The 13,838-nt window shown below is 32.6% G+C and carries 11 protein-coding genes and 1 riboswitch; of the genes, 10 read left to right on the top strand and 1 reads right to left on the bottom strand.

Annotated features, from left to right (window positions below; translation table 11 throughout):
• The first annotated feature begins 346 nt into the window (after positions 1 to 346).
• The 7 genes from JOC74_RS10075 to JOC74_RS10045 all read left to right on the top strand — a co-directional run bounded on the left by JOC74_RS10075 (position 347) and on the right by JOC74_RS10045 (position 9,838).
• Positions 347 to 1,819, top strand: a complete 1,473-nt coding sequence (locus tag JOC74_RS10075) for an O-antigen polymerase (protein WP_053604448.1) — start codon at positions 347 to 349, stop codon at positions 1,817 to 1,819.
• Positions 1,820 to 2,523: 704 nt separating this feature from the next.
• Positions 2,524 to 3,771 (top strand): lipopolysaccharide biosynthesis protein, encoded by a 1,248-nt coding sequence (locus JOC74_RS10070; RefSeq protein ID WP_211086140.1) that lies wholly within the window; start codon positions 2,524 to 2,526, stop codon positions 3,769 to 3,771.
• A gap of 32 nt (positions 3,772 to 3,803) precedes the next feature.
• On the top strand, positions 3,804 to 4,997 hold the full coding sequence (locus JOC74_RS10065; RefSeq protein WP_053604446.1) for a polysaccharide pyruvyl transferase family protein: 1,194 nt from the start codon (positions 3,804 to 3,806) through the stop codon (positions 4,995 to 4,997).
• 43 nt (positions 4,998 to 5,040) lie between these two features.
• On the top strand, positions 5,041 to 6,144 hold the full coding sequence (locus JOC74_RS10060; protein ID WP_053604445.1) for a glycosyltransferase family 4 protein: 1,104 nt from the start codon (positions 5,041 to 5,043) through the stop codon (positions 6,142 to 6,144).
• Position 6,145: 1 nt separating this feature from the next.
• Complete coding sequence (locus tag JOC74_RS10055; RefSeq protein WP_053604444.1) at positions 6,146 to 7,396, top strand: glycosyltransferase family 4 protein; 1,251 nt, start codon at positions 6,146 to 6,148, stop codon at positions 7,394 to 7,396.
• A 42-nt stretch (positions 7,397 to 7,438) separates the two neighbouring features.
• Entirely contained in the window at positions 7,439 to 8,827 is a 1,389-nt protein-coding gene (locus JOC74_RS10050; protein ID WP_053604443.1) for a sugar phosphate nucleotidyltransferase, read from the top strand.
• Between the two features lie 633 nt (positions 8,828 to 9,460).
• Positions 9,461 to 9,838 carry a hypothetical protein gene (locus tag JOC74_RS10045; protein WP_053604442.1) on the top strand — a complete coding sequence of 126 codons (378 nt, stop codon included), beginning with the start codon at positions 9,461 to 9,463 and terminating at the stop codon, positions 9,836 to 9,838.
• Positions 9,839 to 10,124: 286 nt separating this feature from the next.
• On the opposite strand, the gene JOC74_RS10040 is transcribed toward JOC74_RS10045, so the two are convergent.
• The gene (locus JOC74_RS10040) at positions 10,125 to 10,313 is read right to left on the bottom strand and encodes a hypothetical protein (protein WP_053604441.1); all 189 of its coding nucleotides are present in this window, start codon (positions 10,311 to 10,313) and stop codon (positions 10,125 to 10,127) included.
• Between the two features lie 243 nt (positions 10,314 to 10,556).
• Here JOC74_RS10040 and JOC74_RS10035 point away from each other — a divergent pair, with 243 nt between their 5' ends.
• From JOC74_RS10035 to JOC74_RS10025, 3 genes are all read left to right on the top strand, one after another.
• Positions 10,557 to 11,498 (top strand): Gfo/Idh/MocA family protein, encoded by a 942-nt coding sequence (locus JOC74_RS10035; protein ID WP_053604440.1) that lies wholly within the window; start codon positions 10,557 to 10,559, stop codon positions 11,496 to 11,498.
• Positions 11,499 to 11,585: 87 nt separating this feature from the next.
• A riboswitch (TPP riboswitch) is annotated at positions 11,586 to 11,694 on the top strand.
• A gap of 97 nt (positions 11,695 to 11,791) precedes the next feature.
• Positions 11,792 to 12,370, top strand: coding sequence for an ECF transporter S component (locus JOC74_RS10030; protein WP_053604439.1), 579 nt, complete (start codon positions 11,792 to 11,794; stop codon positions 12,368 to 12,370).
• Positions 12,371 to 12,386: 16 nt separating this feature from the next.
• On the top strand, positions 12,387 to 13,838 hold the full coding sequence (locus JOC74_RS10025) for an ABC transporter ATP-binding protein (RefSeq protein WP_053604438.1): 1,452 nt from the start codon (positions 12,387 to 12,389) through the stop codon (positions 13,836 to 13,838).

Here is a 13,838-nt window from a genome sequence, read left to right as displayed (position 1 = left end):
ATGGGAAATTCACTCTGAATTTGAATTAGTATTTAAGGTACACTATTTAAAATTAAAATAGAGTAAATAATATTGAATATCACTATAAAAATCTGATTAAATCTAATTGAATAATAAGATTATGTTTAAAAAAGTTTTGACAGGGTTAACAAAGAAAACATGATAATAAATATTATAGTTCAATTAGAGGTAAAGAATTTATTAATAGTGATAGTAGTTTTATTTAACAAATAATATTATATTATGATGGAATCGTTCGCAAAGTATCTTATAAAATTAAACATTAAGTTATTAGGTCTATTTTGTATGGCAAAAATCTAATTCTCTATAATGAGGGTAGTGAGAAATGGTCTTAAAAAATTGCAAATTATTAACAACGGCATTACTACTAGCAATAATGGTAGGCATCAGTGTACCTTATATTATTAAATTGGTACAAATAGAAACTAATCTACTAGCACCTATTTACTTAATAGTATTATTAGGAATAATATTATTGTCTGTTTATTTAAGTGTAAAACAATTAGGGGAATTTGATGTGTTTTCCCCCTTTATTATTCCTAATTTTCTTTTTTTAGTTATTTATATATGTAAACCTATTTATGTGTTAGTAACTGGTGAGATTGGTGTCGGTACATTTAATGTACATTTACTTACAGATAATGAACTACAGGTTTTTGATAATGCTCTATTGTATATTATAATAGGTGTCTGTATTTATAATACAACATTATTTTATTTATTAAACATAAAAACAAAAAATTTATTAGAGATAAATAAAAAAAAATTGAGAACAAATTTCGAGAAAATAGTTAAGATAAAGTGGATAAGAGTAATTGCCATAATATCGGTAATATTTTCTTTTGTAATCATTATGACGCTAATCCTTAAAGCAGGAGGACTCAATAATTATTTAGATAATTTAGCATTAAGAAATATATACTTAAGAGATGCGGGCTATCTACTTATATTGGCTAATTTGTGTAAATTAACTTTATTTATTTATACTGTAAGGATAATATTTTTTAGAAACAGCAGAATTGATATTACAATATGGCTAGTCTTGCTTCTAAGCACCATAACAACTCTGGTTTTAACAGGCGGTAGATCATCAATTCTATATAGTATATTAATTCTAATAATAATAAAGCACTACTTTAATAAAAAGATAAAATCTCGTAATGTATTAATATTGAGCCTTTTTCTTTTCTTTTTTATTATTATTGTTTACAGAATAGTTCTTAGGGATAAATTTTTTGCTTCTAATAATAATTTGGGATTTTGGGATATTTTACATAATTCACTTTCTGACTTCCCAAGATATTTTTTCGGCGGATACGATACTGTTCAATTTGATGCTCTAATAACTCTTTTAAGTGAAAAAGGAACATATGATTTTTTATTAGGTAAAACTATTTTAGCTGCTATAATGTCACCGATTCCAAGGGATTTATATCCAGATAAAGGATACGGGGCAATGACCTATTTTACGGAACAGTTTTTCCCTCAATTCTATTATCCAAATCATGTTGAAATTAATATTTCATTTTTAGGTGAAATGTATCTAAACTTTGGATTATTAGGAATTATTATAGGATTCTTTTTACTTAGTGTTATTTTAGGAGTATTGTATAGATTGTTATTGACAAAAGGAAATGGATTGATTGCAATTATTTATGCAATTACCATTATTAGAATTGTTAGTTTATTAAGAGGGGATCTTTTTAATTTTTATATTTATTATATGCAAGATATTATTCCATTACTGTTTATAGTTATAGTCCTTAGATTGAGCATAAATAAGTCATTAGCTAAGTAGAAAGAAGGGGATGAAAGTTAATAAATTTGTATAAATGAGGGAACCCTTTTAAGAGAGTATATAACTGAATAACTTATTATTCATAAAACTTTACTAATAATGAGTAAAGAACTGATCAAATTCTATATGATAGACTCTGATGTATCTTATAATAAAAAATATGCTGACACTATATGGGCAATTACATAGCATAACATTTCTTGTTTCATCTTTTCTAAAATGATATTATTTGCTTTTTTTGGACAAAGTAGGATGTAATTGGCACACAAAAAACAAAATTCACTTATCGCCTTATATTAGAGAAGGATTGTAGTGCGTAAATGCTAGCGTACATTCTTTCGATCAGTTCAGTGAAATTAGACATTGTCAAGATTTTTTGAAACTTGAGGAGCATAAATGAAACAAGGGATGCCCTTTGGAACGTTTATAATGAGTAACGGTCTTTTCAGAAAATTATCCATCGTAACAATAGTAATGCCACCTGCCAATCTCTAAGCTCTATTTGGAGTGTTACATTAGTGTATTTTCATCAGTTTCAAATTTTAAGAGTTAGAGAGATTTCTGATATAAGAAGGTTAATAGGGGAAGCCTCTTTTATTCTCCTTTTCGATGAATTTGATTTATACAAAATTTTTTTGTTCTCTCGCAGATTTGAAACTGGATACATTTTTTTATGATGAAAAAAGAGGAGAAATATAACAGAAATGTTGAAAGTATTGTTAAAAATAGTTTTTCTTAGATATGGTTTATTTGAACAGAGTTTAATATCTTTGTTAAATTTTTTAATTATTATTTTTTATAGTAGGTTTATGACTATAGGGGATTTCAAAGATTTTGTACTGATTTATTCAGCGGTTAGCTTAGTATTCATAGTATGTTCAAGTTTTTTTTCAGCACCGATTTTAGTATTTTTACCAACACAATATAAAAATAAATCGTCAGTTTATATAAAATATCTCACAAAATATAATGTTATTTTGACATTTTTTTTTAGTAGTGGTGTATTAGTATTTATGAATTTGTTTGTATTAAAGATTTCTTTAATTGAAGGGTTTTATTCCATAATATTTTCAATTTCTTGGGGACAATATGAATTGTTAAGAAAACTAAATTATGGACGTGGTACAGTTAAAAACTTATTTATTGGCAGTATAGTGCTAGTATTATGTTTTTCAGTTCTGAACTTCATCTTAAAACTTTCAATAGATACTCAGAAAAGTTTTATAATATTATCTTCAAGTTATTTACTGGCAATCTTTGTAGTATGGTTATTACAACTTGTGAATAGTGGTAAAGATATAGATAGTTACAGTTTGAATAAAAAGAAAGTTAGAAAAAATCATTGGGAATTTGCTAAATGGACGGTAATTGGAAGTATACTTTATTGGGCATGTACTCAAGGTTTTTTTATATTAATTTCTTATTTTATTTCTGATGGAGAACTTGGTGGATTAAGAACAGCAATGAATTTATTGGGGTTAATTACGATAATACTTGTTCTTTTTGAGAATACTTTCACTCCAAAAATATCTACGTTATACAAAGAACAAGGAATTAATGCAGTAAAAGAATATGTTAATAATCTTCACTCTAAGGTTACCCCTTTTTTTTTACTAACAATAGTAGTAGTTACAATGGCTTCTTATTATTTTTTTGAAATTATATTCGGTGAAAATTTTAAAAATTATAAATATTTAACAATTATATTTGGAATATATCAATTTGCATTGGGACTAAATAGACCTTCTGTAGTTGCATTACGTGCTTTAAATAAAACTAAGAATTTCTTCACTGGTAATTTTATTGGTACCGTAATTACTTTATTATTAGGTTTGATTTTAACTATTAACTATCAAGAGTTTGGTTCTGCTTTAGCCATAGCAATTTCAGGAATTTTTGTTACTATCTATTTTAGAAATTCATTTAGTAAAGAAGTAAATAAAAATAAATAGTAAAATCTTAGAAAACAAGGAGAAAAAACTACATGAAATATTTATTTGTCAATGCATATTCTTCAAAAAATAGAGGAGATGCCGGTATTGTTGTAGGAATGATTTATTTAATTAAAAGTATTGATCCAAATGCAGAGATACAAATTATGTCTTCTTATTGGAAAGAAAATACTGATTTTTATAATCAATATGGAGTTTCCTCAGTAGAGCCAGTTTGGGAACTAGAAAAGGGTCAAAAAAGTTATTTGAGATATATTAATGGATTAAAGTCTGTGCTTGGTGTACTTTTAAATCGAGATAATAAATCTATTCAATTGTACAAAAATGCAGATGTAGTTCTTAGTGTAGGTGGGGGATATTTATATTCTTCTAGAAAAGGTCCTTTAGGAATAGGCTTACTAAATTCTTTGTTTCATATATGGGTAGCAACCAAAAAAAAGAAAAAGGTTCTTGCTTTTCCACAAAGTGTAGGGCCAATAGATAATAAAATTGATAAATTTATTGTGAAAAAAGTATTAAAAAAATTAGATATATTTATTAGTAGAGAAGAAATTTCTACAAAATTCTTAAAAGAAATAGGGTTGGGAAATTTGGTCGAAATTGCTGATATTGGCTTTACATTACCTGGTAAAGAAGTTGTATATCCGAAGATTACAAAAGAATCTGGAATGAAAATTGGTTTGACTTTGTTAGATTGGAGGTTTTCAAAGAAAGGGATTGGAGATAGAGAGATTGAAGTTTACGTAAGTAAAGTGGCTGAAATCTGTAATAGAATATCTTCTAAGAACAAAAATTGTACATATTATATCTTCCCTCAGGTAACCGTTGGTGAGGGTGATACTGATTATGAAGTTTCTCAAAAGTTGTTAAGGAAGATTAAATCTAAGAATGCTATAATAGTAGATTTGGATGGATTTAGTAATAAACCAGAAGAATTAGTCTATTTGTACGGAAAAATGAATTTATTCATAGGCAGCAGAATGCATTCTACTATTTTTGCTCTTGCTGGTGGTACACCTACCATTGCATTGGCATATCAGCCTAAAACTAAAGGTACATTTAAAAAACTAGGTCTTGAAGAATATGTCTATGATGTCAATAATTTTTCAATTGACGAAATTTATAAAAGTATAGAAGAAATTATTGAATCAGGAAATTATCCAATTGAAAAAGTTACACAGGAAATAGAACAAATAAAAATTGGACTTAAAGGCAAATTAATTTGATAAGAATAAAATATAAAAGGTTTATTAAAGCAGGTGTGTCTAATTGAAAGAAATTATAATTATAGGTCCCATTCCTCCTCCTATTCATGGTGAAAGCGTTGCTTTAAAGCAGATTATTGAGTCAAAAAATTTTAAATCGAAATACAAATTAAAAGTTATAAATACTAATAGAGCAGTAATTCATCAAGTGGGGAAGTTTTCTTTTAGAAAAATCTTACAAGACGTAATAATTATTATTAAAACATTTTTGAATTTAATCAATCGCAAAAAACATGCATTATATGTTTCTATATCGCAAACTAAACTTGGGTTGTTTAGAGACTTAATACTTATTCAGTTAGGTAATCAATTTGCATCAAAAACGATAATTCATTTACATGGAAATAACTTAGGTAATATTCTTGATTCCTTATCACCATTCCAGATGAAATTTGTAAAAAAGGTTTTAGGGAAAGTTACAACTGGAATAGTTTTAGGGGAAAAATTAAAAAGTAATTATAGAGGCCTTGTACGTAATGTTCAAATTGTAGCCAATGGTGTAGATTTAAATTTTATCTCCGATAAAGATATCGATGAAGCTAAATCACTTAAGACAAATTCTAAAATTAATATAGTATACCTTAGCAACCTTATGAAGGAAAAAGGTTATATTGAGTTAGTGAAAGCAGTTACAGAATTAATTGATGAGGGTTATTCTATCAATTTAACTCTAGCAGGTGCAATACATGATGAGAAAGATTATTTTGTAATGAAAAAGTTTATTGAGAAACATGGTTTTGATAATTCCATTAGGTACATAGGAATTGTAACGAATTTAAAAAAGAAAAAATTATTATTAGATTCTGATTTGATGATATTGCCCTCTAACTATGCTGTAGAAGGTCAACCAATTTCTATTATCGAAGGTATGGCAGCTGGTTTGCCTATAATATCTACTCAAAGAGGGTGTATTGAAGACTTAATTAATTCAAATGGTATTTTATTAGAAGAAGGATCATCAACTTTAATTAAAGAATCGATTGTTAGTATTATAAATGATCCGGAAAAAATGAATTTATATAGTCAAGCAAGTCGTCAACACTATTTAACAAACTTCTCTGATAAAAAATATATTGATAATATTATTAAAGCTATCGAGGAGAAATAATATGAAAAAAAAAAGAATAGTATTTGTCATTAACTATTTTTATCCTGACTTTGCCTCGACTGGTCAGTTACTTACAGAACTATGCTTGGATTTACAAAAGGACTTTTTGATTACAGTCATTGCTGCTCAGTCAGGGAATTATACTGGTGAACAATCAAAAACAATCACATTATTTGAAGAAGAATATTTAGAGAATATAAAGATCGTTCGGGTTCGTTTACCGAAAGTTGATAAGACTTCGAAAATGAGTCGAATGAAATATGTATTATCTTATTTTCTTTTAGCTAATATTGCATTATTAAAAGAAAAAAGTATTGATGCTATTTATACAATTTCTCAACCACCTATCCTAGGAGGTTTAATCGGGACGATTGGTAAATTTTTAAAAAAATCCAAACATATTTATAATATTCAAGACTTTAATCCAGAGCAAGCAATGGCAGTTAATTATACAAGTAAACAATTCATTTTTAAACTAGCTAAAAAAATGGACATGGTGAATTGTCGATATTCAGATTGTGTTATCGTTGTTGGAAATGATATGAGTGAAACATTAAAAAAACGTTTTAAGAATGAAAAAGTGCCTCACTATGTCGTGATTAATAACTGGACGAATGAAGACGAGATTATCCCATTAACAAAAGAAGAACCACATATTCAACAGTTTCTTAAAGATAATAGTTTAGAAAATAAATTTATTATTATGTATTCAGGTAATATAGGTTTATATTATGATCTAGAAAATATAATTAAGGTAACGGATTATTTTAAAAAATATCAAGATCTTGCGTTTGTTTTTATAGGAGAAGGTGCAGTGAAGAAGGATATGCAGTCTTTTGTTGAGACAAATGGCATTTCAAACGTACATTTTTTACCTTATCAATCAAAAGAATTTATTAAGTATTCATTAAATGCTGCAGATGTTCATTTAGTTGTGAATCAAAAAGGAATTAAAGGTGTGTCTGTTCCAAGCAAGATATACGGAGTTATGGCAGCTGGTAAGCCAGTTCTTGGTGTATTAGAACAAGAGAGCGAAGTTCAAATGTTAATAGATAAGAGCAATTGTGGAGTGGTTTCGGAGCCTCAAGATTATTCAGGTATTATTGAGAAAATTAATTACTTGTATAAAATGAAGAGAGAAGAATTATCTGATCTTGGATTTAATGGAAGAAACTATTTAGAACAGTATTTAAAACGTGAAATTTCAATTAATAAATATCGAACAGTACTAAAAAAAATAGTTGAATCCTGAGACCTGTTTTATAACAGGTCTCTTTTTAATGGAGGTATAATGATGAAATTAGTTTTATTGTCAGGTGGTTCTGGTAAGCGTTTGTGGCCGTTATCGAATGATACTCGTTCGAAACAGTTCTTAAAAGTGTTGGAAGGAAAAAGTGGCGTCAAGGAATCCATGGTCCAACGGGTGTGGGGGCAAATCGAAGCCGTTGGATTAAGTGATTCAACAGTTATTGCGACTTCTAAGATGCAGCGTGATATGATTTATAGTCAAGTTGGTGTAGATATCCCATTGATTATCGAACCGGAACGCCGTGATACGTTTCCAGCCATTGCTTTAGCAGCATCCTATTTTCATTCAGAAGAGCAAGTCGCAATAGATGAGGTTGTCGTCGTGCTGCCAGTCGATCCTTATGTAGAGGATGGTTTTTTTGAAGCTGTTAAAGGTTTAGAGAGTGTGTTACGTGATTCAAAGGCAGATTTAGCTTTAATGGGTGTGAATCCTACATATCCGTCTTCAAAATATGGATATATTGTTCCTAAAGAAATAACAGAGCATAATTCCTTTTTTTCAGTCAACCGTTTTACAGAAAAACCAACTGAGAAGGCTGCAGAAGAGTTAATCGAACAAAAAGCACTTTGGAACTGCGGAGTTTTTGCGTTCAAGTTAGGCTTTTTGCTAAATAGTTTAGAAGAAAAGAACCTCCCTCTTCAATACGATACATTGCTTAATAATTATGGATTGCTTCCAAAGATTAGTTTCGATTATGAAATCGTTGAAAAATCAGAGCATATTGTTGTTCTTCCTTATGATGGGTACTGGAAAGACCTTGGCACTTGGAATACATTAACCGATGAAATGGCAACGAATCAAATTGGCAATGGTGTTCTTTCAAGTGATTCAGTAAACACTCATCTAGTAAACGAACTTGATATCCCAGTTACAGTGGTCGGTACGACGGATATAGTTGTTGCTGCTAGTCCAGATGGTATATTAGTTGCTGATAAAGCATCAAGCCTTCGTATTAAAGAGTTAATTGGAGAGTTCAATCATCCACCAATGTATGAAGAACGTCTTTGGGGATGGTCAAGGACACTAGATTATGCAAAATATGACAACGGGAAAGAAATGGTAACTAAACGTATATGTATTCATGCTGGTAAAAATTCAACCTATCACTATCATCAGAGTCGTGATGAAGTATGGACAATTGTTAGAGGTGAAGGGGAGCTTGCTTTAGACGAAAATATTCACCGCGTGAAATCAGGAGATATTATTCATCTTCCTGCAGGTAAGAAGCATGGGCTGCGAGCGATTACTGAACTTGAATTTGTAGAGGTACAGACGGGAGAGGGAATAAGCGATGTTGATACTATCCGTCAATATTTTACTTGGGAAGAAATCCTGACTCATTTTCAAACATCGAAATCGAAAGTTATTGTATAATGAAGAGAATTGTGTAATATTAATCCGAAGATGGCTACGGGCATATCGCCCGTAGTATTACATTTATTCGAAAGTTTCTTGAGGGAAAATAAGTGGTCATGATACCAAGCCGATAAATTAGAACCTAGGGCTTCATTTCACTCTTTTTCTATCGAGATTGGTTAGTAGTTAGGAGCGCTTGGTTCTGAGATTTTTCAAAAAGGTGTGCATTACTTAAATAAAATTTCCTCTTAATTTTTAATTTCGGGAATTTCCCTTCTTTATTACCGCCAATAACTAGGCGTACCTTTTGCATTTTGCTGGAAGCAAAGAACCAAGATTCAGTACTTCTTATTCAACAATCATTGACTTCCTATATTCTTTTTACCCGGTCGTTCTTCTAAACAAAACATTTTATTCCAATCGTTTATCATCTATAATAGATGAGCAGAAACAAAACAATTTAACAATTTAAACAGACAAGATATCTCTAGATAAAAATCAGACAGTGAAAAACATCGAATTCATCATTATAGAAGGGCGTTAAGTCTAATTTTCATCTGATAGGGACTAAATTTGCGATTTAAGATCATAAATTAAAGTATTCATAATAAGGTTATGGCATTACAAATAATAATTAGGAGAATTGAATATATGGTAACATTCGAAACGTTTAAGAAGTTGGCATCCTTTGCTGATAACAAGGGTTGTAAGGTTATATTTGATGAGAACAAGAAGATTAGTTTTAATTCATCTAAAATGACCATAACCGTACCCCAGTCTATAACATTGGAAAATGCGTATGCGCTTGCCCATGAAATCGGTCATTTGATTGATCACTTGAACAATGAATTAGATCATGATAAATGGTTAAATGACATGTCTTATCGTATTACAGCTGAAATGAGTGCTTGGGTTCATGCCTATAAACTACTCAGTCATTTAGATATTTCATTAGACAATTATCATACACATGTTAACTCGAAGCTCTCGAGTTATTTCAAATATCATAATGTGGTGCAGCCAGTTTAATAATGATTTTTATTTAAAAATAGAGCCATTAAAATCATACTTATATAAGGTCGATAATTACTGCAAATTTATCTAATTTCAGATAAAAGATAATCGATTCTTTGTTAATATGGATATTAAATGAACGATTTAAGAGGCTAATCCAAGACGTAGTTATCACGAAAGATTTGTGGAAGTTCCATTCCCTCATGGAGAGTGGATCTTCTAAGCAAATGATTTTCATTTCGGATATGTAGTGATTTTCCCGTTGAGATGTTGATGGTATTTGAAAGGATTCTATAGGTGATTATGATCTCATCGGTCTCAATACCCGTTCAATTCCTTCTGTAATTGTACTCCATTTTTCCACTCCTCTTGCGATACTTAACTGTCCAGTTTTTGTGTTAGCAGCATGAGCTTCATACCTATTTCCTACACTATAAATTAGAATATCGAGGTCTCTTTCTTTCACAATGATTCGTTCCATTCTTATCATTGCATTCACCTCACCTTCTATTTACCACTTCAACAAATAGGTAAAAAGTCCTTTAAATTAGGAAATTTTATTTTATGTTTCTAATAGAAAGTGCTAAGAATGGTTTGTTACCTTATGATTTTGTACGGTCTTATTTTGATCTATTTATCTAAGAATCTAACAACCTTCAATTTTTTCCTATTCTAGGTTATTTCACCAATAGACTGATATACTTATCTTACTAAACCAAAAGGAGATGCACATATGAAAGTAGGGATACTAGGAACAGGCTTTGGCTCTTATCACGCCGACATTTATCGTAAAACGGAAAACGTCGATTCAGTTATCATTTTCGGGAGAAACGAAGAGAAACTTAAAAAACTTGAACAAGATTTGCAAATAACAGCTACCAACAATATTGATAACATTATGACGAACAAAGAAATCGATTTAATCGATGTCTGCCTTCCAAGCACCTTACATAAAAAGTATGTCATTGATGCTTTGAAAAATGGAAAGAATGTTTATTGTGAGACACCTGTTGCGTTAACCCTTGAGGATGCCATCGCGATGAAGCAGGCAGCTGACAAATATGGGAGAAAAGTTTTTGTTGATCAATTTATTAAATTCGAACAACCCTATCAATATATTTATTCGCTTGCCCAGCAAAATACATATGGGAAGTTAAAGGCTTTGCACTTGAAAAGAAAGACTCCTCCGTTATGGGGCGATTTAGGGCTGAACCACATCACAACCAATTTCATGATTCATGAGATTGATTTTGTCACTTGGCTAATAGGCAGTCCAAAGCAGATGACAGCTGCCGGTCTCAATGGGAAAGCAGGAACGTCACACGTTGATGCACTTTTCCATTATGATGATACAGTTGTTGAGGTCCAATGCTCTTCTATGATGCCAGGTTACCATCCGTTCACTGTTGCTTATGAAGCCGTTTTTGAAGATGCAACGGTAGAGTACGTGGAGAATGGACATAAGGATAGAAGTGAAATGTCTCTAAAGCTATTTACGAACGACGGTCAGGAAGAAGTCAAAGTAGAGAATAGTGATTGTTATGCAGAAGCCATTAAGCACGTACTGGAGTGCTGCGAGAAAGATATTCCGACAAGCTTGAGTATTGATGATGCGATTCCTTCATTAGAGATAGCCATAGAGATAAAAGAGATGCTGATAAGTACAAATACCTAATTGCAGTAAGATCATAAAATGGAAAACCGTACAATTGACATTTCCTAAAAAAGTGATAAGGTAGTGCTTATACAAGTGAATCAGTGAATTATCCGCTAGGGGGACCTTTTTAGAAGGTTGAGATTAAAGTAGGACTTTAAGACCCTTGGAACCTGATCTGGTTTATACCAGCGTAGGGAAGTGGAGTTGCGGGATCTATATGTCTATCATTATTTTCCAATACAACCACTTTCTTATTGCTGGTAAGAAAGTGGTTTTTTTATTTATCTAAGAAAAAAAGGAGATGTACCATCATGCAAAAAGGATTAAAGCTGACTGATATTTTAGTTACAATTATTATCGCTTTTATTTTCGGGATAGTTTATAAATTATGGGGACCTGTTTACAGCTTGGTTTCAACGGTCGGGCTTCATGTTGATCAGCTGCTTTATGGGATGTGGTTTATTGCAGCAACTGTTGCTTTTTTAATTATTCGTAAACCGGGTGTTGCTGTATTAGCGGAGGTTGCTGCGGCACATGGAGAATTTATTTTTGGCGGCCAGTGGGGAGTAGCTACACTTATATTCGGTTTGGGTCAAGGTCTGGCGGCTGAACTAATTTTCGCTGCTTTCCGTTATAAAAGGTATGATCTTTTCACTGTTTCTTTGGCAGCTGTGTTATCAGCGATAGCTTCACTTGTGATCGACTATTATTACGGGTATATCGGCGACCTGGCGCCTTGGAATTTGCTGCTTTATGTTGGGTTTAGAGTCGCTGGTTCGATTATCATTGCCGGAATCTTTGCTTATCTAATTGTCCAAGCGCTGGAGAAGACAGGCGTTACCAACCTTGTTCGCCCGGCTTCAAGTAAAGATTATCGAGCGTTGGATTAATTGTGAGGTGGGTGTTATGACATCCTTGACGAATGTAAAGGACTTGCGGTTGAAATTTCCGGGGGCGGAATCCTTGTTATTCAAGGATTTTTCCCTTTCTTTTCGTAAAGGAGAAAAAGTATTGCTGTTGGGTCCATCTGGTTCAGGAAAATCCACGCTTTTGCAAGTATTGACGGGACTCATCCCGAATTCTGTGGAAGTACCAATGAAAGCAAAGGAAGTGACGGTTCCTGATTCTTGGGGCTTTTTGTTTCAGGATCCTGATACACAATTTTGTATGCCCTATGTCGATGAAGAGCTCGCCTTTGTTCTTGAGAACCTGCAAATACCCCGGGAACAGATGCAACGCTTGATGAAGCATTATTTGCAACAAGTCGGACTTCACTTTGACAATCTTCATACGAATATTCAAACCTTGTCAGGCGGTATGAAACAGCGATTGGCGATTGCCTCAGTGCTGGCGCTTGAGCCGGATGTCTTATTCCTAGATGAACCGACTGCTATGCTCGATCCAGAAGGGACGAAAGAGGTTTGGCAAACGATCAAAGAGGTTGGCGAGGAGAAAACGGTCATCATTGTCGAGCATAAAATTGAAGAAATTGTTAATTTCGTCGATCGCGTGATTCTGCTTAGTGATCAGGGAACGATCATCGCAGACGGCTCCAAAGAAGAAGTGTTTGCAGAATTCAAGGACGTACTGATTGAACAAGGAATATGGTACCCGAACGTATGGAACGATTATATCGAATCTCGCCGGAAACTTGCGCCGAAGCAAAGCATCAATCAAGAAAAAACGGCCATTTCTCTTTCCGCGTTTGCAGGATTTCGAGGGAAAGAGAAAAAAATAGATGTAGGGCAAGCGAATGTCTATCTGGGGGAATGGATCGCCGTCCTTGGAAAAAATGGAGCGGGGAAAAGCACGCTCTTGCACGCTCTCATGGATTTGATTAAAACAAAGGGCTCCTACACCATATTTGACCGGGATCATAAAAAAATCAAAACATTGACCGATGACGTGACCTTTGTGTTTCAAAACCCTGAATTTCAATTCGTCACCAATTCCGTCTATGAGGAAGTCGCCTATACACTTCGATTAGAAAAATGGAGTGAGGAAAGGATTTCTGCCCGAGTGGACGAGCTGCTTGAGAGTTTTCGTCTAAAGGATCACAAGCAAAACCATCCGTATCAATTATCAATGGGACAAAAGCGGAGATTATCGGTTGCTGCCGCGATTGTCAAAGAACAGCCGATCCTACTGTTGGATGAACCGACATTTGGCCAGGATGCGAAAAACACGTTTGCTATCCTCGAGCAGCTTGAAGCACTCCGGGAGAGCGGCACAACGATCGTGATGGTGACGCATGATATGAACATCGTTGAGCATTTTGCGTCCAGGGCTTGGTTGATCGAAAATGGAAAGCTGATAGAGGACGATTTAACGGCCGAAAAAATAGAAAGTGCTCGTTAG

Origin of the sequence: Bacillus capparidis, from assembly GCF_017832095.1 — a bacterium.
Lineage (GTDB): Bacteria > Bacillota > Bacilli > Bacillales > Bacillaceae > Bacillus > Bacillus gobiensis.
Note: the sequence above shows the minus strand (reverse complement) of the source record. Positions and strands in the feature narration are given on the sequence as shown.

Coding starts and splice junctions, on each gene's coding strand:
- JOC74_RS10075 (WP_053604448.1), top strand. CDS start 347: ATGGTCTTAAAAAATTGCAAATTATTAACAACGGCATTACTACTAGCA.
- JOC74_RS10070 (WP_211086140.1), top strand. CDS start 2,524: ATGTTGAAAGTATTGTTAAAAATAGTTTTTCTTAGATATGGTTTATTT.
- JOC74_RS10065 (WP_053604446.1), top strand. CDS start 3,804: ATGAAATATTTATTTGTCAATGCATATTCTTCAAAAAATAGAGGAGAT.
- JOC74_RS10055 (WP_053604444.1), top strand. CDS start 6,146: ATGAAAAAAAAAAGAATAGTATTTGTCATTAACTATTTTTATCCTGAC.
- JOC74_RS10050 (WP_053604443.1), top strand. CDS start 7,439: ATGAAATTAGTTTTATTGTCAGGTGGTTCTGGTAAGCGTTTGTGGCCG.
- JOC74_RS10045 (WP_053604442.1), top strand. CDS start 9,461: ATGGTAACATTCGAAACGTTTAAGAAGTTGGCATCCTTTGCTGATAAC.
- JOC74_RS10040 (WP_053604441.1), bottom strand. CDS start 10,313: ATGATAAGAATGGAACGAATCATTGTGAAAGAAAGAGACCTCGATATT.
- JOC74_RS10035 (WP_053604440.1), top strand. CDS start 10,557: ATGAAAGTAGGGATACTAGGAACAGGCTTTGGCTCTTATCACGCCGAC.
- JOC74_RS10030 (WP_053604439.1), top strand. CDS start 11,792: ATGCAAAAAGGATTAAAGCTGACTGATATTTTAGTTACAATTATTATC.
- JOC74_RS10025 (WP_053604438.1), top strand. CDS start 12,387: ATGACATCCTTGACGAATGTAAAGGACTTGCGGTTGAAATTTCCGGGG.